The sequence below is a fragment of the Sporosarcina sp. QA0331 genome, assembly GCF_055808055.1.
This window is the reverse complement of the sequence record NZ_CM147850.1, coordinates 1,349,614-1,370,224: the sequence shown is the minus strand read 5'-3', so window position 1 is coordinate 1,370,224 and position 20,611 is coordinate 1,349,614. Positions and strand designations below refer to the sequence as shown.

Sequence of the window (20,611 nt, the reverse complement as noted above, 5' to 3'; positions counted from 1 at the left end):
ATTCCTCACTTCGTTTCGTACCAGGAGAGACCGAACGCCCACTCCGCCTTCAAAGGGACATCGAGCGCCAATGCTGATTCCATTACTTCCGGTACTATTTTCTTCAGTTTTTCAAGTTCTTCTTCAGGCGCTTCAAAAATCAATTCATCATGCACTTGAAGCAGCATTCGTGTTTGCATATTCTCTTCTTTCAATCTTGCGTCCATATCGATCATCGCCTTCTTGATGATATCGGCAGCTGTCCCTTGTATCGGCGTATTCATAGCCGTTCTTTCCGCAAAGCTACGCAAATTGAAGTTCGAGCTCGTAATGTCTGGCAAGTATCTTCGTCTATTCATCATCGTGACGACATAGCCTTTCATCTTCGCCTCAGAGACGATGTCTTCCATGTACCGCTTTACGCCAGGGAATGTCTCGAGATACGTTTCAATGAACTTACCGGCTTCTTTACGTGTTATATTCAAGCTTTGGGACAATCCGTAGTCACTGATCCCGTAAACGATACCAAAGTTGACAGCTTTTGCAGTCCGCCTCATATCAGACGAGACGCCATCTTTATCAACACCGAATACATCCATCGCTGTTTTCGTATGAATGTCTTCCCCTTCCCGGAAAGCGGAAATCATTTTTTCGTCTTGGGACATATGGGCAAGGACTCGCAGTTCGATCTGTGAATAGTCGGCAGCGAACATGAGCCAGCCCGGCTCTGATGGAACGAATGCTGCACGGATTTTCCGGCCTTCCTCAAGTCGAATCGGGATGTTCTGCAAGTTCGGATTGATCGAGCTCAATCGACCCGTCTGCGTCAATGCTTGCTGGAATCGCGTATGGATTTTTCCATCTTCATGAATTTCTTTTGATAATCCTTCAATATAAGTGGAATTCAGTTTTCCAAGCTGACGATACGTCAATATGAAACTGATGATTTCATGCTCGCTTTCAAGCTTTTCCAACACATCTGCCGCAGTCGAATAGCCCGTTTTCGTTTTTTTGATAGGCGTCAATCCAATCTTTTCGAACAAGATCTCACCTAACTGCTTTGGAGAATTGATATTGAAAGGTTGTCCTGCCATTTCATAGATAATCGATTCGAGTTCAGATAATCTTGTGGAAAGCTGAACGCCGATTTGTTGAAGTATTCCCAAGTCCGTCTTAACACCAGTAGATTCCATTTTTCCAAGAATTTTTGCGAGTGGCATTTCGAGCTCATGATACAATTCAAACTGTTCATTTTCACGCAACTTCTCTTCAAGAATAGGTTTTAGTTTCCAAACGGCTTGAGCCTTCCTGCCAGCATGTTCCGCAAGCACCTTCTCTTCCGGTAATGATTTTTTTGCGCCTTTCCCGTACACAGCTTCATCAGGCTGCACATCAGAATAATTAAATTCCTTAGCAACAGATGCAACATCTGTATAAGAAGAAGAAGGATTCGCAATATACGTCGCCAATAATAAATCGAATTCAAAACCATTCACTTCTATGTCATATCGCAGTAAAGAAGCGTATGCTGCTTTTGAATCGGTCGTAAATTTCCTTTTATTTTCATCGCGCAGCCATTCTTGTAAACGTTCTGATTGTTGCAGGACTGTAATTGGAATGAAAAGCGCTTGTTTGCCATCCGTTAAGCTGACGCCTGTCACTTCCGTAGACAAATAATTTTCATCCATCATTTCAACATGAATCGCCATTTCATCCGCAAGCACAATCGTTTCAGCATCCGCGACGATTTGAACGTCGATTTCTGCTATAGGACCACTTTCAACCGGAGATTCCATTTTTTCAAGCAATGTCTTGAACTTTAATTCCTCGTAAATCTTTTTGACGTTTTCTTCGTCAGGGCCTGAATATGTCAAATCAGCAATTGAGATTTCGATAGGCGCATCCACTTCGATCGTTGCGAGTTTTTTGCTCATATATGCCTGCTCTTCATTCTCCGTCAAGTTCTCCTTCAGTTTTTTTCCTGAAACAGAATCTAATGATTCATATACTTTTTCGACAGTACCGTATTCCTTCAGCAATTTAAGGGCGGTCTTCTCACCTACTCCCGGTACGCCTGGAATATTGTCAGAAGCATCTCCCATAAGACCTTTCATATCAATGATTTGTGGCGGCGTGATTCCGTATTTTTCCATGACATGCTCAGGTGTATACTTTTCAAGATCTGTAATCCCTTTTCGCGTAATGCACACCGTTGTATGATCGCTTGCAAGCTGTGTTAAGTCCTTGTCGCCAGAAATGATGACGACTTCCACGCCTTCTTCGTCTCCCGACTTGCTTAACGTGCCGATAATATCATCCGCTTCATATTGATCGAGTTCATATTGAGGGATTTGATAGGCATTCAGCAGTTTCCGCAAATAAGGGAATTGCTCCGACAGCTCAGGTGGAGTTTTTTGTCGGCCACCTTTATATTCACTGAATGTCGAATGCCTGAACGTCGTTTTACCCGCATCCCAGGCAACGAGTATATGCGTCGGCTTCTCTTCTTCCAATATGTTTTGCAGCATCATCGTGAAGCCGTACACGGCATTTGTATGGATACCTGTATCATTCGTCAACAATGGCAATGCGAAAAACGCACGATACGCCAAGCTATTTCCATCTAACAGTACTATTTTCTTTTTTGTCACCTAATTCCACTCCCTTGTTCGTTCATCTAATCAATTACGCCTCGGCGTAATTGCGTCCGGATTTTTATCGAGCTTGCTCGATAAACTCCCTTAAAAATCCGTGACATCCGCCGGAGGCTTTAACTTAATACAGCAATCATTGAGCTTCATTGAATCGTTGGTATTTCTGCATTCATCCAACCACTTATAACAGTATGGACCTTTTGCTGGATTAAGTTAAAACGTCATCTCCATTTATCTTACCACGTGGGCTAGAGTAAATGAAAATGACGTCATTTATTATTCCAAGTATCCTGTCAGTATTTTCGCATATGGCGAGTCAGCTGGCATGATGATGACAGTGTCATCGCCTACTGTACGTGCATAGGATTGCAACGTACGATATAGATTGTAGAACTCAGGATCCTTAGAAAATGCATTGTTATAGATTTTGGCAGCTTCTGCTTCTCCTTCAGCATGGATGATGGCTGCATCTTTTTTCGCAGTCGCGAGCATCTCTTGGACTAATCTATCTGTTTCCGCTTCTACTCTTTTCTTCTCTGCATCCCCTTGAGAAAGATAATCCTGTGCTGTCGACTCGCGCTCTGAAATCATCCGCGTGTAAATCGACTGTTCATTTTCTTGCGGAAGGTCAATCCGTTTAATCCGCACATCAATCACTTCGATGCCAAAATTACCTTCATCAAGAAATTCGTTCACTTTCTTCGTGACAAGGTCGTTCAAATTTCCTCGCTTGGAATTTTCTTCATTAACGACATCTACGTAATCCAATCGACCCATTTCATTCCGTATGACGGAATAGATGAATTCTTCCATACGCGCTTCCGCATTGATAATGTTTCGCGCATTGGAAATCATTTTTCCTGGATCTGTTATTTTCCATACAGCATAATTATCAATGATAATGCGCTTTTTATCTTTTGTACTGATTTCTGCTTCGGAAACATTATATGTCATTTGATTTTTCGGCAAGCTTGTCACTGATTGGATGAATGGGATTTTCATGTTCAATCCTGGTTCTTTGATGATTCTTGTGATTTCACCGAATTGACGCACTACCCGATATTCGCCTTCTTTCACAACGAACACATTGGCAAGAAGGATGACTGCAATCGCAAAGATTACTGTGAGTGTGATTGCTCTTCTTACAAACTTCCTCGTATTGAACGGTTTTTTCGGAGTAATGACTTTATCTGCACCTGGCGTCTTTTTCTGTTTTCCACTTTGCATTTCTTTAAATTTCTCTTCAATGCTCTTGAATGGATTATTGTCGTTCGTCATTAGTTGCCGCCCCCTTCCGTTTTCTGCTCAGCAGGTGGTGGTGTTTGGCTTTCCATTTGTTGCAACGGCAAGTATTTCAATGTTTCGCCGTCATCGTTCATAATATAGATTTTTGCTTTCGGCAACACTTGCTCCATCGTCTCGATTATTAACCTTTGGCGGGTGATCGTTTTACTTTTTTCATATTCTGCATGCAAGTCGTTGAAAAGGGCGACGTCCCCTCGCGCTTGCTCAATACGGGCAGTCTTCTGACCGATAGCACGGGATATTATGGCGTCTTTTTCCCCCTTCGCTTCGTTCTCCCGTTGATTTTTATACCGCTGGGCTTCATTGATTTTTGTGCTTCTCGTTTCGCGGGCGTCCGTTACTGCAGTGAATGCGGCGCGAACGTCAGCATTCGGCAATTCAACATCTTGCAATTTGACGCCTTGAATCGAAATGCCGATGTCATAATTCGTCATAAGCGATGTTAATAAATCACGTGTTTTTGCTTCGATTTCCGCTTTCCCATCTGTCAAAGCCGCATCGATTGTCGAACTACCGATAATCGACCTGATAGATGCGGAAGTCGCATCATGTAGTATTTCCTGTGGATTTTGCGAGTTGAATAAGTACTTTTCAGGATCTGTAATTTTCCATTGCACTACTAGATCTGCAAGAACGATATATTCGTCTCCTGTAATCATTTTCGTTTCCTTGTCATATGCGACAAGTGTTCCATCCGGATCTTGCTTATATCCGAACTGAAGACTAAACGTCTCTTTTGATAGCTTCTCAACTTTTTGGATCGGCCAAGGCAGTTTAAAATGCATACCCGATTCCGTTACAGGCGTGTCTGCTTTTCCGAAAGTGATGACGATGGCCTGTTCAGATTCGTCCACCGTATACCATGTTGTAAAAGCAACGATGAGCAATAATACTCCAGCGATGACAAGACCGGCCGCTACCGATGCTCGGCGTGTGCTCATTTCATTTTCCCCCTTTTCTATGTATATCTGTACATACGGTCGGAGGAGAATTAGGTTTCAAAAAAAATCCGCATTAAGCGGATTTTTTTGGTAAATATATTGTAAATGCGGTTCCAACTCCTACTTTACTTTCAACAGTCACTTTCCCTTTATGCGCCTCGATCAAATGTTTAACGATTGCGAGCCCAAGACCCGTACCGCCAGAATCTCGACTTCGTGCACGGTCCACTCTATAAAAACGTTCGAACAGCCTCGGAAGCTCTGTTCGATCAATTCCCATTCCTTCATCCTTCACTTCGATAATCACTTCATTAGCAGTTTCAAACGCGTTGACTGTAATGGTCGTATTCTCTTTTGAATAATTGATGGCGTTTGTCAATAAGTTGACCATTACTTGTATAAGCCTGCCGGAATCCGCTTCAACAACAATATTTGATGGGATATTTATAATGGTGTTCATATTCTTTCTTTCGATCAATCCGAAAACAATTTTCAACGCACTTTCAACGATATCTGAGATAAACACGTTCCGATATTGTAATTGAAAGCCTTCCCGTTCAATTCCTGATAACTCTAATAGATCGTCAATCAATAAATGCAATCGATCGCTTTCCTTTTTGATGATCCCAAGGAATTCTGTAGATGCAGCTGAATCATTCATTGCACCGTCCATTAAAGTCTCTGTAAAACCTTTAATAGAAGTGATTGGTGTGCGCAGCTCATGTGAAACATTCGCGACGAAATCTTTACGGATTTCCTCCAATCTCACTAGCTTTGTAATATCATGCGTCACTACAATGATGCCGAGCCAATTGCCATGACGTCCTATAACTGGCGCACCGTATACATTAAAATGGTATTCGCCGCACCGGATTTGCTTTTCATGTACTTGTTCCGTCAAGAATACATCTTCAATTAAATTTTCTATACCTTGGGGCAATCCGATCTCCATGAATGTTTTTCCAATCAGCTCATCCCGCTTATATCCGAAAGTTTTTTCAAATACCCCATTTGATAAATTTACGGAGCCTTCCCTTCCAAACATAAGGAGGCCATTCCCCATACTTTCAATCAATGTTTTCAGACGTTCCTTCTCCATCGCTCGCAATATTGAAGTTTCTTGTAAATTCCTCGCAATCTGATTCACCGCTATGCCAAGCTCATTATGATTCCCGAGCTTATCAATCGGCGTTCTCGCCAAATAATCCCCCCGAGCTATTTTCTCGGCAGTTTTTGTAACTAAATCGGTCGGTTTTGCATATTGCCTGAGGATGCGGGCACATAAGACAAGAGACAGAAAATAAGTTATTAACAAGATGACAATTAAGAAAATCCAATATTTCTGCTGAACTTGCAGAGTGATCGCATGATCAATAAGATAAAAAAACTGGCCAAGGACAATCCCAAGACCAGTCAATAGAATCAAAAATATGACGGCAAAAGCGATAAAAAGTCGGGAATAAAGACCTTTCATTTCAATTTTTGCTCCTCGAATTTATATCCAATTCCTCTAACCGTCTTAATAAAAATAGGTTTTTTTGTATTTTCTTCGATCTTTTCACGTAAATGGCTCACATGAACATCAACGATCCGAGTATCACCTGCAAAGTCATAATTCCAAACTGCGCTCAATAATTGATCGCGAGTGAGCACTCGGTTTTTATTTTGTATAAAATAGACGAGGAGTTCAAATTCCTTCGGGGTGAATTCCAATGGTTTCTCGTCTAGAAAAGCCTCGTACTGCTCAGGATGCACAGTAATAGGGCCCGTACGCAATACTTGCCCATCATCCTCATGAATGCCTGTACGCTCGCCGCTTCGTCGTAGGACAGCCTTTACTCTTGCAACAACTTCACGTGGACTGAACGGTTTCGTCATATAATCGTCTGCCCCGATTTCCAATCCTAAAACTTTGTCGGTTTCCTCACCTTTTGCTGTCAGCATTATGATAGGAGTATTTATATTCTTCTGTCTCAGAAGCTTACACACTTCTACTCCATCCATTATGGGCAGCATAAGATCAAGCAAAATTAAATCCGGATTTTCATTTTCCACTTTCAATACAGCTTGTTCACCATCTGCGGCCATAATTGTTTCGAAGTTAGACTGTTTCAGATTGTAGTCCAATAATGTACGAATCGGCTGCTCATCGTCTACGATTAATATTTTCTGCACGATATCCCAAGTCCCCCTTAGATGCTAACTTTCATTTATATATATGCACAGAAAATCAGAAATTTTCCATTGCATCAGATGTCAGGTTTTCCCGGATGGATGGCGGAATGACTGTTACTGTACCAGAAATGACTGTTTTTCCATCTTCATTCGTCGCCTCTATTAGAATCACGATGGACCGTTTCTCTTTTTCCACTCGGATCACTTCAAATAGAAAATTTATTGTTTCATAGTGATACACATGATTCGGGAAAGTTAAATGCTGTTCCGTAATATGCGATCCCGGTCCTGGCAAGTATTTTGAAATGGCGGAAGTGATGATTCCATTTAACATGATCGTCGGTACAATCGGTTTGTCGAATTCGGTTTGGGATGCATAATCATGCTGAATATACAGCGGATTTGAATCATTTGTCAAACCTAGGTAGAGAAGTAAATCCTTATCTTCGATCTTCTCGGTAAGCTTAAGCTTTTCACCTTCATCGATTTTATCGATATCCCTTCCAATCCGCCTTTTTTTACCTAATATCAACTTGCTTCCCCCTTCTTTACCTACATGGAATTAGTGTTATAGAAAGTGTATCAATTTTCACTTGGAAAGAGCAAGTAAACGCCGTTCAGAAGAACGGCGTTTACTTGCGAGCAAAGTTTTCTGCGACCCTAAGGGAGCAAAAGCAAAACGTTTCTAGCACAAATTTAGCGTTGCAAACAAACAGCACACAAAAAAACCGGGAAACTCCAAGGCTTCCCGGTTGTATGGCTATTATAGGTTTTTAATCAATTCATCAGCAAACTCGGAAGTTTTCACTTCTGTAGCTCCATCCATCAAACGAGCGAAGTCATAAGTTACAACTTTAGAAGCGATCGTTTTCTCGATTGAAGCAGTAATCATGTTTGCAGCTTCGTTCCAACCCATATGCTCAAGCATCATAACGCCTGAAAGTAGAACAGAAGAAGGGTTCACTTTGTCAAGGCCAGCATATTTCGGAGCTGTACCATGAGTAGCTTCAAAAATCGCATGTCCAGATACGTAGTTGATGTTCGCGCCTGGAGCGATACCGATTCCGCCGACTTGAGCCGCAAGCGCATCGGAAATATAGTCACCGTTCAAGTTCATCGTTGCAACAACGTCAAACTCTTTCGGACGAGTCAAGATTTGTTGTAGGAAGATATCAGCAATCGCATCTTTAATGATGATTTTGCCAGCAGCTTCTGCATCAGCTTGTGCTTTGTTTGCAGCGTCTGTTCCTTCCGCATCTTTAATCTTGTCATATTCGTTCCATGTGAATACTTTATCGCCGAACTCTTGCTCAGCCACTTCGTAACCCCAGTTTTTGAAAGCACCTTCTGTGAATTTCATGATGTTTCCTTTATGAACAAGCGTTACCGATTTACGGCCTTCTTTAAGCGCGTAATTGATCGCACCGCGAACAAGTCGTTTTGTACCTTCTTCAGATACTGGCTTGATACCAATGCCAGAAGTTTCTGGGAAGCGAATTTTGTTTACGCCCATTTCGTTTTGAAGGAATGAAATCAATTTTTTCACTTCATCGGAGCCTTCTTGGTATTCAATACCAGCATAAATATCTTCAGTGTTTTCACGGAAGATGACCATATCGCAGTCTTCCGGACGTTTAACAGGAGATGGAACTCCTTCGAAATAACGAACAGGACGCAAGCAAGTATAAAGATCCAACTCTTGACGAAGCGCAACGTTCAAAGAACGGAACCCGCCACCGATTGGAGTTGTCAAAGGACCTTTAATAGCGATAAGGTACTCATCAATCGTGTCAAGAGTTTCTTGTGGAAGCCATTCTCCAGTTTCGTTGAATGCTTTTTCTCCAGCAAGTACTTCTTTCCATTCGATTTTCTTTTGGCCATCGTATGCTTTTTCGACTGCCGCTTCCATTACGCGTGAAGCTGCATTCCAAATATCAGGGCCAGTACCGTCACCAATGATGAATGGGATTGTTGCATGATCCGGAACGTTAAGTACGCCATCAGTTACTGTGATTTTTGCCATTTTATTATTCCTCCATTTCGAAATGAGGGGGCAGATCGTAATGCTGCAGCCCCGATGTATTACTTGTGAAACTGGGCAATCGCACCAGGTACAAGTTATCTTTCGTTGATTGGTACGTATTTTTGCATGTCTGGTCCGATATATTCTGCACGTGGACGAATCAGTCTATTGTTGGAGTATTGCTCCAAAATATGCGCCGTCCAGCCTGAGAATCGGGAAACTGCAAAAATAGGTGTGAATAAATCGTGATCGATACCAAGTGAATGATATACCGAAGCTGAATAGAAATCAACGTTCGGTGGCAAATTCTTCTCGCCAGTTACGATTGATTCAATTTGAAGTGACATATTGTACCATTTTTCTTCTCCACGGAGTGCTGTCAACTTACGGGACATTTCACGTAGATGCTTCGCACGCGGGTCGCCTTTACGATACACACGGTGGCCGAAGCCCATAATCTTTTCTTTATTATCAAGTTTTTCTCTAATATAAGATTCTACTTTTTCTTCTTCACCGATTTCCATGAGCATCTTCATGACTTGCTCGTTCGCACCACCGTGAAGTGGTCCTTTAAGCGCTCCGATTGCAGCCGTAATGCCGGAATACATATCGGATAGTGTTGCCACACAAACACGTGCTGTGAAAGTGGAAGCGTTCAATTCATGGTCGGCGTGAAGAACTAATGCTTTATTGAATGCTTCAATTGCAATGTCTTCAGGCTCTTCACCTGTTAACATATACAAGAAGTTTGCTGCATAGCCAAGTTCCTTTTTTGGAGCAACTGGCTCTTGACCTTTACGGATGCGAGAGAAAGCAGTAACGATCGTTGCCACTTTCGCTTGAAGCTGAATCGCTTTTTGATAATTGGCTTCTTCAGACATATCTTCCGCGTGTTCATCGTATAATCCGAGGAGGGAGATTGCTGTACGCAACGCTGCCATCGGGTGAACTTCGCCAATTGGATATGTCTTAAAATGATCGAGAACAGGTTGTGGAACCGACATATTGTCCGCAAGTTGCTGTTTCAATTCCGCAAGCTCGTCCGCTTTCGGCAGACGCTGATGCCATAATAGATAAACAACTTCCTCAAAGCTTGCATTTACTGCAAGATCATCGATATCGTAACCGACGTATGTAAGGGTGTCATCAATAATTGAACTGATGGCGGACTGTGTCGCTACGATTCCTTCCAATCCTTTTGATGCTGTCATTTAAATCGCTCCTTCAGTCTTTTTTGCCGGATTGTCTACAAAATCTAGCAAATTCCGGCAAAACTACATTTTATTTAGTACTGTCTGAAACGCTTACATTGACCATTATAAGCAAATATTACAGTTTTGTGAATGGAAACGCTTGTTTTATTTGTAGAATAACAGAAAAAAGGATGAAATCTTGATAAAAAACATAAGACAGCAAACTTTCAAATCGCTTGCCACGCAATGGTTACCCGCAATTGTCGCAGGGATTTTCATCTTCATAGTTCCTCCGGTAGGAATTGCAATAATAGCAGCCTATTTTACTGCACCTATTTTACTAGCAGTCCGGGCGATGACAAAACTACCTTTAACAATAGCCACCTTTTTCGTCATGATTTCCATGTTATTTATCTTCAGCACTTTTTCGTTCATCGCACTGCATGGATTGATGGATACAGTACCTCTTCTAGAAAAACATTTATCAACATACACAGGAAATACGAATTTGACTGGAAGAGTCATCAAATTTCTGGAAGATAAAATTATTGAATATGGACATGCGTTGCTCGAATATGCCATTGCGTTTACAGCTACTTTTTTCCAACGAATTTTCAGCATGTTCATTTTCATCGTTGCCTATTTTTTTGCACTGCGTGAATCAGGCAAAAACAAATTTTGGTTTCTCGTTTATTTTCCCGTAAGTATGCGCGCGCCAGCCAAACGCATCTTTACAAAATCCGGAGAATTGTTCGGGACATTCGCATTCGTGGAAGCAAGATTGTTTCTTTTGACTTTCATTATCCTTAGCATAGGATTTTCGGTCCTCAGATTTGAATCGCCAATCGGCAGCGCATTCCTTGTCTCCATCGCCGACAGTCTGCCTTTGTTAGGCATCGGACTATTCCTAATTCCGATGTCGGCTTTTTTCCTCTATTCCAATCAAATATTCATCGGTGTTTCGCTCGCTCTGCTCTATATATTCGTCGTCACAACGAGGCAATTGGCTGAATCCTATATGTGGGCATCCGCCTTTCGTGTGAAGCCGATCCATGCTTTTTTCATTACAGTGTGCTCGCTCTATCTATTCGGATTAGCGGGTATACTTTTGACGCCGTTCTTATTATTTGCTGCTCTGAAATTGAAAAAGCATCCATCATTCATCGAATGACAATCCTGCCTTGTTTCATCTTTTTATATATCCAAGCAACGATAAATGGTCGAATCATATTTCTTGGCCATTTGAATAAAAGCAAAAGTCCAGCTATGTCACTAATAAAACCCGGCATGATTAATAAAATGCCGCCAAAGAAAATACAGACGCCGTCGATGACAGCGTTTCCGGGGGCCTCCATTGTTCCCATCCTATTCCTCAAATCAGTCAAAGCTTTAAGACCTTGTTTTTTTGCCAAGTAAGCCCCGCCTAATCCGCTAATGAGGATGAGAAGAAGGGTCGGTATGACTCCAATTGTCTTCCCCGAATAAAGCAGGACGAAGATTTCCGCAGCTGGCACGAGAATAAATAACGGTAATAGCCATTTCATTCAACGACAACCCCAATCCTAAAAAGGCCGCTTCCGAATTGATTCGGAAGACAGCCTTTTTTCATTATTTGTTATTTGTTAAAGAACCCTTGCATGTCCATTATAAATGACTCCGGATTCTGCATCCATCGTTATGTCTTTTCCATCAATGATAAGTTCAGTCGCTTTTTCGACTCCAACGATGACAGGGATACCTAAACTGAGGCCAACGACAGCCGCATGACTCGTCAAGCCGCCCTCTTCTGTTATTAATCCAGCACATTTTTCAATTGCAGGCATCATATCACGATCCGAAGAATATGTGACAAGAATCTTCCCATTCAGATCGTGAGCTAACGCTTCTTGTGCATTGTGAGCGACAACCGCTTGACCGAAAGCCACCGACTTTCCAATTCCTTGACCTTTCGCAAGCATATCGCCGATAACATGGATCTTCATCAAGTTCGTCGTTCCTGCTTCACCGACTGGTACGCCTGCCGTAATAATGACAACGTCGCCGTGGGTAACGTATTGATGCTTTACGCTTTCCTCAACGGACTCCTGTAAAATCTCATCAATTGAATGTACCCTTTCCCCAATAATCGGGTAGATTCCCCAGACGAGCGTCAATTTTCTGGAGCATTCATCTGAAGCTGTAATAGCGACGATTGGACAACCTGGGCGATATTTAGCAATCATTTTAGCTGTATGACCGCTTTCCGTAGGGGCAAGCACAGCTTTCACTTTTAAATTAATGGCCGTATAAGCTACTGCTTGACCGATTGATTCTGTCATATTGCCGTGCTTTTCTCGTCGGCGGGTAGATACGACTGCGCGGTAATCGACAGCATCTTCAGCTGTTTTCGCAATACGATCCATCGTGCGGACGGATTCAACCGGATACAAGCCGGCCGCTGTTTCACCTGAGAGCATAATTGCATCCGATCCGTCCAAAATTGCGTTAGCAACGTCACTTGCTTCTGCTCGTGTTGGACGTGGATTGCGTTGCATTGAATCAAGCATTTGTGTAGCTGTAATGACTGGTTTGCCAGCTTGATTGCATTTTTCGATCATTTTCTTTTGTACGAGAGGGACTTCTTCCGCCGGAATTTCCACGCCGAGATCGCCCCTTGCAACCATCAGACCATCCGATACCGTCAATATATCATCCAAATTGTCGACACCTTCACCGTTCTCGATCTTAGGAATAATGTGGATTTGCGCTCCACCGTTTTTCTCTAATAATTCCCTTATCTCCATAACGTCAGAAGCTCTGCGCACAAAAGAAGCAGCAATAAAGTCCACACCTTCTTGGATTCCAAATAAGATGTCTTCTCGGTCTTTCTCGGTAATTCCAGGGAGCTGTACCGAAACACCTGGTACATTCACTCCTTTTTTATTTTTCAATGTGCCCGAGTTGACGACAATCGTTTGGATCAGCCCTTTTTCAAGATCCTTTCCGACAACTTCCAGTTGGATCAAACCGTCATCCAATAAAATGACAGAACCTTTGTCCACATCTTCGATCAGCTTTTCATATGTAACAGAAAATACATCTTCAGTACCTTCCACCTCAGTCATCGAAATATCGATATGCTGACCGGTAATTAATTCAATTTGTCCGTTTCTCATAGAATGCGTCCGGATTTCAGGACCTTTCGTATCAAGAAGAATTCCGACGACCTTGCCTGTCTTCTTTGACGCTTCCCTGATGGATTTTATGCGGGCCTTGTGCTCTTCGTGTGTACCATGTGAAAAGTTAAGCCGTGCAACATTCATGCCTGCCTCTATCAACTGTTCTAGTAACTCCGGTGATTCGCTAGCTGGTCCGATTGTGCACACAATTTTTGTCTTTCTCATCACAAAAACGCCCTTTCGTATTGTACTCATCAAATGTTTTAGTTTACTTAAATTGACAATACTTTGGATAACTCAAAAAGTTCCATATCCAACGTATGATCTGTTGGTGCAAATACCACTTCTAAATCATAGTCTACCACCTTATGGTTTTGCATACCAATTGCTACACCACCACGGCCTTCACCTAACACTTCGACCGCCCTTGCCCCATATTGGCTCGCAATGACCCGATCTCTAGCAGAAGGAGAACCTCCACGTTGGATATGTCCCAATACAGATACACGCGTCTCGATTCCCGCTTTCTCCTTCAACAGGTCAGCCAACGATGAACCAGACATGACACCTTCCGCTACGATAATGATACTATGTTTCTTCCCACGGCCCGTACCGCTTTGTAACCGGTTTATGATTTCATCGATATCATAGCCTTCTTCAGGTATGAGAATTGTTTCAGCACCGCCAGCAAGTCCAGACCAAAGAGCCAAATCCCCAGCATCGCGGCCCATTACTTCGATTATGAACGTTCGTTCATGCGAAGTCGCGGTATCCCTAATCTTATCGATCGCGTCAATAACTGTATTTAGGGCCGAATCGAAACCAATCGTGAATTCTGTCCCATTAATGTCATTGTCGATTGTCGCGGGAACACAAACACATGGAATCCCCATTTTCACCAATTCGAACGCACCTCTAAATGATCCGTCTCCACCGATGACGACAAGGCCATCGATATGATGCGCCTTCAACTGGCGGACCGCTTCTTCACGCCCTTCCTCGGTCATGAATTCCGGAGAGCGTGCGGACCTGAGCATCGTTCCTCCTCGTTGAATAATGTCACCGACCGACCCGAGCTGCAACAATTCGATTTTTCCTTGGATGAGTCCCTGATAGCCATTAAAAACACCAGCTACTTCAAACCCTTCATAAATAGCTTTCCGCACAACCGCACGGACAGCAGCATTCATGCCAGGCGCGTCTCCCCCACTAGTCAATACTCCGATCTTTTTCAAACAGACCACCCCTTCATATCGATTACTTTATGTATAACAAACAAAAGCGCAGGGCGCCTGCCTAAACGCAACGAAAAGATGCGGGTTATGCCCGCACCTTGTCATTCTGAAAACACACCGATATTACGAAACTTATTATACCGATCCTCTATAATTGCATCTGCATCCATTTTACAAAGTGATTCTAATGAAGACCGTAACACTTTCCTCATTTCCACTGCCTGTGCTTTCGGATCCCGATGCGCACCACCAAGTACTTCTGGAATAATTTCATCGATAATTCCCATTTCCTTTAAATGAGGGGCTGTAATTTTCATTGCTTCCGCTGCCTGTTTTGAAAGGCTCGCATCTTTCCAAAGAATCGAAGCCGCCCCTTCAGGAGAAATGACGGAGTAGGTCGAATGCTCCAACATATGAATGTGATTTGCGACACCTAAAGCGAGCGCACCCCCACTGCCGCCTTCTCCGATGACAATGGAAACGACCGGTACTTTCAATCCAGCCATTTCAATAAGATTGCGGGCAATCGCTTCACTTTGTCCACGCTCTTCAGCTGCTTTTCCTGGATAAGCACCTTTCGTATCAATAAAACAGATGATTGGACGGCCAAACTTTTCAGCCTGCTTCATTAAACGCAAAGCTTTCCGGTACCCTTCCGGATGAGGCATACCAAAGTTGCGTTTCACGTTTTCCTTCGTATCTTTACCCCGCTGATGCCCGATAACCGTTACAGGCATTGATTCGAAGGATCCTATTCCACCTATGATTGCTGCATCGTCTCCAAATGAGCGATCCCCGTGCAATTCCATAAAGTCTTCAAATAGTTCAGCTACATAATCCCTCGTCGTTGGGCGCTCCGGGTGTCTCGCTACTTGCACACGGTCCCACGGTTCCATATTACTATAAATTTCCGTCTCCAAATTACTTAATCTAGTTTTCAACTTACCGATTTCGTCAGTTAGATCGACTTCATTTGTTGAAGTGAATTCTTCGAGCTCATTGATCTTTTCCCGAAGTTTCACAATTGGTTCTTCGAATGCCAACGTCTTGCTCATATTAGTTTACCTCCCTTACATGCAGCCCAATCAGTTTTGCAAGGGCTTCCGTCAATTCACGGCGATCGATAACCGCATCGACTTGTCCATGCTCTAACAAGAACTCGGCAGTTTGGAAATTGTCCGGCAGCTTTTCTCGTACAGTTTGCTCGATTACACGTCTACCTGCAAAGCCAATCAACGCTCTTGGTTCAGCAATATTAATATCGCCTACAGAAGCGAAACTTGCCGAAACACCGCCAGTTGTTGGATAGGTCATGACGGAAATATATAGCAATCCTTTTTCAGCATGTCGTTGTAATGCGACACTCGTTTTCGCCATTTGCATTAGTGATAATACACCTTCCTGCATACGTGCTCCACCACTTGCTGAAAAAATTATGACAGGAATACCCTTTTCCGTAGCAGTTTCAACTGCACGGGTGATTTTTTCTCCGACGACCGAACCCATGGAACCCATCCGGAAATGAGAATCCATAATGGCAATTGCAACTTCATTTCCTCCAATTTTTCCGATTCCGGTAAGAACTGCTTCGTTCAATCCTGTCTTCTCAGAATCGGATGCGATTTTCTCTGTATACGATGGGAATTTCAGCGGATTTTCGGATTTCAAATGGTCGTCCATTGACTTGAATGTATCTTCGTCAAATAGGCATTCAACACGCTCCCAAGCCGTCATTTTAAAGTGATGACCGCATTTCGGGCAAACCTTCGCGGTTTTCATTAAATCTTTTGTTACGATGATTTGTTTACATTCCGGACATTTCGTCATTATTCCTTCCGGCACGTCGTTTTTCGCATCGGCCGAAGGTATCGTTATTGCTTGCTTCTTCTTCGTAAAAAATTCACGGATCATTCTTTGTTTTCCCCCTCGATATATTCAATCCATCGGTCATAGGCTTGTAATGCTTCCATGACGCTTCCGTCCATTAAATGTTTGAGCATAGCTCTTACAATGTCATTTTCTTTTTCTGCTGTCATATGCTCAAACGGCACCTTGCTATATTGTTTCAGTATAAACCAAATTTTCAATGATAATCGGTTATCTGTTGCGACAATCATTTCTCGCATGATATCTTCCCGAAAAACCTCGCCATCCTCGTCAATTTTCATGAGGATCCCTTCCCAAACTGGAAGATTGCGTTTCTGTTCGTCCTCACAAATCGTTTGAATTGCCGCTTTTTCATGTATGATGCGCGTATCTGTCACATCCATTGCCGATTTAGGTTGTTGCATGACGAATGTTGAGAGTACTTCAACAAGCTGGTGCTTTTTAAAATCGGCAAGGTATGTCCCTTCGCCTCGACGGGTTTCGATCAGTCCTAGCAGCTCGAGGCTTCTCAATGCTTCGCGGACTGTCGATCTTCCGACTTGTAGACGTTCCGCCAAAACACGTTCAGAAGGCAGTTTGTCTCCTGCTTTTATGCCTTCCGCCTTGATCATTAGCCTGAGTTCTCCAACGATATCGAGAAACATCTTTGATGATGGTTTTGTATTTTGCATACGGCCGCCCCTCTTGGAAATTCGTAATCCGAGTGGTCTGACCACTTCTTGTTATAGCATACAGAAAAGTGATGGCATCGTAAAGAGATTTCTAGGAATTAATGATGAAAAGACAAAAAGAGACATGATGTTACATGTCTCATGATAATTGGTTTGTGCAACTTTTCCGAAGCTTACCGTTCGTTTTCCGCGGACGAGCACCGAGCCGCATCGTCGCTTATCTCCTGCTGGGTCTCGGCTGTCTCGCTTTCCAGCAGGAGTCGAGCGGACGCTTCTCCAAACAGATCTTCCATAATCATTAATTAATAGAGGGACCAATAACTAAACCCTCTTAACCTGTTGCACAATCAGTTGTGTTTGGCCGTTGCGCTTTTCCATTGTTCCGGTGATATGCACCATTGCAAGCTCCTGTAATAGGGGATTGCTTTCGGCGTATTGTCTTGGGAAGATTGTGCATGATAGTTCACCGGTTTCGTCTTGGAGAGTAAGGAAAGCCATCGCCTCGCCTTTCTTTGTTCGAATCCGTTTGATTTCCCTTATCATTCCAGCGACCTGTAGCATCGATCGTTCTTTGGCATCGGGTACGACAACGAGATCTACGATTGGTTCCATCAATGTCTTTTTCATTTCTAGTGCCGGATGCTCGGATAAGTAGAAGCCTAGCATTTCACGTTCATATTCAAGCATTTCAAATCTCGGCATCGACCCGCCTGGTGAATACTTTGGCTTTGCGACTGAATAAATAATATCGTGAAGCAAGTCATCGCCATCGGGACTGACGAATAAGGCATGGTTTCGGGCGGCTTCAATTGAAGCAAGCAAAACGGACCGATCTTCCCCAAATTCATCGAGTGCTCCCGCTTTAATGAAAGGGATGATTGTCTTTTCGGTAAAATGTGTTCCGCCGATCGCAGCTGAAAAATCGAATAGCGTTTTCCAGCCTCCTGTAGCCCGTGCGTCTTTCACGATATTATAAAATGACGGGGTCACTCCTTTGATCGATCCTAATCCGATTCGGATGGAACCTTTTTCAACGACGTGGGAGTATTTGCTTTTTTGGATGGACGGAGGGAGTATTTCAATACCTTTCCTCTTAATTTCATGGATGTATTCCATCGTTTTTTCTTGATTGCCAGTCGACATTGACAACAACGCAGCGTAAAAATAAGCCGGCGCATTCGCCTTGACGTAGGCCAATTGGTAGGAAATCAAAGAATAGGCCACCGCATGGCTCTTCGGAAATCCATAATCGGCAAACTTAACGATCAAATCATATATTTCACTTGCGGAGCGTTCAGGGAAATTGTGCTGGACTGCACTTTTGACAAAATGCTCCCTTTCCTGGCGAAGCACTTCACGCTTCTTCTTACTGACTGCTCTTCTTAACAGATCCGCTTCCGCCATTGTATAGCCCGCAATTTGAACAGCGATTTGCATGATTTGCTCTTGGTAGACGATAATTCCTGCAGTCTCCTTAAGGATTGGCTCCAACTGCGGATGTAAATATTCGATTTTTTCCTTATTGTTTTTTCTTTGGCTATATAAAGGGATATTTTCCATCGGACCAGGACGGTATAATGCATTGATTGCATACAGATCACTGAATTCATCAGGCTTAATAAGCCTTAATGCATCTCTCATCCCATCTGACTCAAATTGGAAAATCCCTGTCATGTCACCTTTCTTGAAAAGATCAAAAGTTTTAGAGTCATTCAAGGGAATGTCTTCGAAATGAAGTATCTTCCCCGTATCATGTTGAATCATCGAGCGTATCCGATCCATTAACGTCAAATTGCGCAATCCGAGGAAATCCATTTTCAACAAGCCGATTTCCTCCACATCCCCCATCGCCCATTGCGTCAAGTAAATATCGTCCCCGCTATTTTGAAGAGGAACTGTTTCGACTAACGGCATCGGTGACAAAATGACTCCTGCCGCATGTGTGGAGGCATTCCTCGGCAAGCCTTCCAACGTTTTCGCTGCCTGTAGCCATTTAGCACGGACAGGATCCATTGCAACCCAGTCTTGAAGCGCTTTCGACTTGTTAACAGACTCTTCAAGCCTTTTGCTATGACCCTCTTGAATCTGCTTAGATAAGAAAGACATTTCTTCATTGGAAAAGTCAAATACGCGTGCGACGTTCCGTGCTACAGATTTGGGCGACAGTGTACCGAATGTAATGATCTGGGCAACATGAGCTTTTCCGTATTTTTTTGCTACATATTCAATAACTTCAGAGCGGCGATTATCCGCAAAATCGATATCAATATCCGGCATTGTAATTCTGCCCGGATTGAGGAACCGCTCAAAGATTAGTCCATATCTGATTGGATCTACATCTGTTATGCCTAGAGAGAAGGCGACGAGTGATCCTGCTGAAGAGCCCCTTCCTGGACCAGTCAATATCCCATTCTCTTTCGAGAAACGCATGAAATCCTCTACGATGAGAAAGTAATCGGAAAAACCCATGTTTTCAATGACCTGAAGCTCTTTTTCGAGTCGGTCATAATAAACCGGACTTACCTTCTCTAGCCGACGGATCAATCCTTCCTCACAATTCTTTTTCAGCAAGGAAGCTGCGGTATGTCCTTCCGGTACGGGAAAAGCAGGCATTAACGTACGGCTTGGGGGTAATTTCGCATCACATGACAACATGATTTCAGCCATAGTTTCAATCCATTCTGGACGATCAGAAAACCAATGTAGAATTTCTTGCTCTTCAGGCACATAGGCATCATAGATATCCATTTTCGGACGAGCTGGATCATTGAGCTTATAGCCGGACCGGATCGCTGTCGCAACTTCAAATGCGAAAGCATCCTCTTCGGCAATATATCTTGATTCGTGGTAAGCGGTAATGATTGTCCCTGTTTCTTCCGCAATCTTTTTAATTTCACTCTCGGCAATATGCTTTACGCTGCCTGGCCGTGAAATGCCGATATAGACCGTTCGGCAAGCTTTTCGGATTGTCTCGATCGTGTCCGTTCCTCGCTTATCATCCCACGAACGATCGGTCAATGGGCATATGATGATACAACCCTCGCTATACGCTTGCAGCCATTTCAACGGGAGCGTTTCCTGTTCCCTTGTCGCAATCGCACTGCTTATTTTAAGAAGATTGCTATAGCCTTTATCATCTTTAGCATACGCATATAGCAAAATGTCAGATCCGTCTTCCAGCTCCAACTGGATGGACAATCCAATGACAGGTTGGATGCCGTACTTTTCCATCACCTTGCAAAATGAACGAACGCCATACATTTTTGAATTGACGATTCCAACAGATCTAGCCCCTCTCCTTTGCAGAAGCGGGGCCAGATGATCTAATTTTATAATGCCGCGCAGCAGATCAGCGCCGGTCACAATTTGTGGATAGACAAGTACCAATGA

Annotated in this window: 16 protein-coding genes; 1 reads left to right on the top strand and 15 read right to left on the bottom strand. The window is 43.2% G+C overall.

Annotation, left to right across the window (positions count from 1 at the left end; genetic code table 11):
• Positions 1-5: 5 nt before the first annotated feature.
• The 8 genes from polA to citZ form a co-directional block, all read right to left on the bottom strand.
• Positions 6-2,630, bottom strand: coding sequence for a DNA polymerase I (gene polA, locus AC0L13_RS06555; RefSeq protein WP_473645175.1), 2,625 nt, complete (start codon positions 2,628-2,630; stop codon positions 6-8).
• A 279-nt stretch (positions 2,631-2,909) separates the two neighbouring features.
• On the bottom strand, positions 2,910-3,911 hold the full coding sequence (gene hflC, locus AC0L13_RS06550) for a protease modulator HflC (RefSeq protein WP_473645174.1): 1,002 nt from the start codon (positions 3,909-3,911) through the stop codon (positions 2,910-2,912).
• Positions 3,911-4,879 carry an FtsH protease activity modulator HflK gene (gene hflK / locus AC0L13_RS06545; RefSeq protein ID WP_473645172.1) on the bottom strand — a complete coding sequence of 323 codons (969 nt, stop codon included), beginning with the start codon at positions 4,877-4,879 and terminating at the stop codon, positions 3,911-3,913. The genes hflC and hflK overlap by 1 nt, the downstream gene beginning before the upstream one ends.
• A 73-nt stretch (positions 4,880-4,952) precedes the next feature.
• Entirely contained in the window at positions 4,953-6,353 is a 1,401-nt protein-coding gene (pnpS, locus tag AC0L13_RS06540) for a two-component system histidine kinase PnpS (protein ID WP_473645170.1), read from the bottom strand.
• Positions 6,350-7,057: a response regulator transcription factor gene (locus AC0L13_RS06535; RefSeq protein ID WP_473646875.1), complete on the bottom strand. Its 708-nt coding sequence runs from the start codon at positions 7,055-7,057 to the stop codon at positions 6,350-6,352. Before AC0L13_RS06535 ends, pnpS begins: the two co-directional genes overlap by 4 nt.
• A 52-nt stretch (positions 7,058-7,109) precedes the next feature.
• Positions 7,110-7,583: a MaoC/PaaZ C-terminal domain-containing protein gene (locus tag AC0L13_RS06530; RefSeq protein ID WP_473646873.1), complete on the bottom strand. Its 474-nt coding sequence runs from the start codon at positions 7,581-7,583 to the stop codon at positions 7,110-7,112.
• Between the two features lie 234 nt (positions 7,584-7,817).
• Positions 7,818-9,077 carry an NADP-dependent isocitrate dehydrogenase gene (gene icd, locus AC0L13_RS06525; protein WP_473645168.1) on the bottom strand — a complete coding sequence of 420 codons (1,260 nt, stop codon included), beginning with the start codon at positions 9,075-9,077 and terminating at the stop codon, positions 7,818-7,820.
• Between the two features lie 95 nt (positions 9,078-9,172).
• Complete coding sequence (citZ, locus tag AC0L13_RS06520; RefSeq protein ID WP_440501360.1) at positions 9,173-10,288, bottom strand: citrate synthase; 1,116 nt, start codon at positions 10,286-10,288, stop codon at positions 9,173-9,175.
• A gap of 181 nt (positions 10,289-10,469) precedes the next feature.
• On the opposite strand from citZ, the gene AC0L13_RS06515 reads away from it, so the two are divergent.
• Positions 10,470-11,441, top strand: a complete 972-nt coding sequence (locus AC0L13_RS06515) for an AI-2E family transporter (RefSeq protein WP_473645165.1) — start codon at positions 10,470-10,472, stop codon at positions 11,439-11,441.
• On the opposite strand, the gene AC0L13_RS06510 is transcribed toward AC0L13_RS06515, so the two are convergent.
• The 7 genes from AC0L13_RS06510 to AC0L13_RS06480 all read right to left on the bottom strand — a co-directional run bounded on the left by AC0L13_RS06510 (position 11,431) and on the right by AC0L13_RS06480 (position 20,608).
• Positions 11,431-11,814 (bottom strand): FxsA family protein, encoded by a 384-nt coding sequence (locus tag AC0L13_RS06510; protein ID WP_473645163.1) that lies wholly within the window; start codon positions 11,812-11,814, stop codon positions 11,431-11,433. The two genes, AC0L13_RS06515 and AC0L13_RS06510, sit on opposite strands and share 11 nt — an antisense overlap.
• 78 nt (positions 11,815-11,892) lie before the next feature.
• Entirely contained in the window at positions 11,893-13,653 is a 1,761-nt protein-coding gene (gene pyk / locus AC0L13_RS06505; protein WP_473645159.1) for a pyruvate kinase, read from the bottom strand.
• A gap of 47 nt (positions 13,654-13,700) precedes the next feature.
• A complete protein-coding gene (gene pfkA / locus AC0L13_RS06500; RefSeq protein WP_473645157.1) occupies positions 13,701-14,663 on the bottom strand; it encodes a 6-phosphofructokinase in 963 nt (320 codons plus the stop codon).
• A 101-nt stretch (positions 14,664-14,764) separates the two neighbouring features.
• Complete coding sequence (locus AC0L13_RS06495; RefSeq protein WP_473645155.1) at positions 14,765-15,718, bottom strand: acetyl-CoA carboxylase carboxyltransferase subunit alpha; 954 nt, start codon at positions 15,716-15,718, stop codon at positions 14,765-14,767.
• 1 nt (position 15,719) lies between these two features.
• Entirely contained in the window at positions 15,720-16,574 is an 855-nt protein-coding gene (accD, locus tag AC0L13_RS06490) for an acetyl-CoA carboxylase, carboxyltransferase subunit beta (RefSeq protein ID WP_473645153.1), read from the bottom strand.
• On the bottom strand, positions 16,571-17,221 hold the full coding sequence (locus AC0L13_RS06485) for a FadR/GntR family transcriptional regulator (RefSeq protein WP_473645151.1): 651 nt from the start codon (positions 17,219-17,221) through the stop codon (positions 16,571-16,573). The genes accD and AC0L13_RS06485 overlap by 4 nt, the downstream gene beginning before the upstream one ends.
• A gap of 321 nt (positions 17,222-17,542) precedes the next feature.
• Positions 17,543-20,608 carry a DNA polymerase III subunit alpha gene (locus AC0L13_RS06480; protein WP_473645149.1) on the bottom strand — a complete coding sequence of 1,022 codons (3,066 nt, stop codon included), beginning with the start codon at positions 20,606-20,608 and terminating at the stop codon, positions 17,543-17,545.
• Positions 20,609-20,611: the final 3 nt, after the last annotated feature.

Coding starts and splice junctions, on each gene's coding strand:
- hflC (WP_473645174.1), bottom strand. CDS start 3,911: ATGACGAACGACAATAATCCATTCAAGAGCATTGAAGAGAAATTTAAA.
- hflK (WP_473645172.1), bottom strand. CDS start 4,879: ATGAGCACACGCCGAGCATCGGTAGCGGCCGGTCTTGTCATCGCTGGA.
- pnpS (WP_473645170.1), bottom strand. CDS start 6,353: ATGAAAGGTCTTTATTCCCGACTTTTTATCGCTTTTGCCGTCATATTT.
- icd (WP_473645168.1), bottom strand. CDS start 9,077: ATGGCAAAAATCACAGTAACTGATGGCGTACTTAACGTTCCGGATCAT.
- citZ (WP_440501360.1), bottom strand. CDS start 10,288: ATGACAGCATCAAAAGGATTGGAAGGAATCGTAGCGACACAGTCCGCC.
- AC0L13_RS06510 (WP_473645163.1), bottom strand. CDS start 11,814: ATGAAATGGCTATTACCGTTATTTATTCTCGTGCCAGCTGCGGAAATC.
- pyk (WP_473645159.1), bottom strand. CDS start 13,653: ATGAGAAAGACAAAAATTGTGTGCACAATCGGACCAGCTAGCGAATCA.
- AC0L13_RS06495 (WP_473645155.1), bottom strand. CDS start 15,718: ATGAGCAAGACGTTGGCATTCGAAGAACCAATTGTGAAACTTCGGGAA.
- accD (WP_473645153.1), bottom strand. CDS start 16,574: ATGATCCGTGAATTTTTTACGAAGAAGAAGCAAGCAATAACGATACCT.
- AC0L13_RS06485 (WP_473645151.1), bottom strand. CDS start 17,221: ATGCAAAATACAAAACCATCATCAAAGATGTTTCTCGATATCGTTGGA.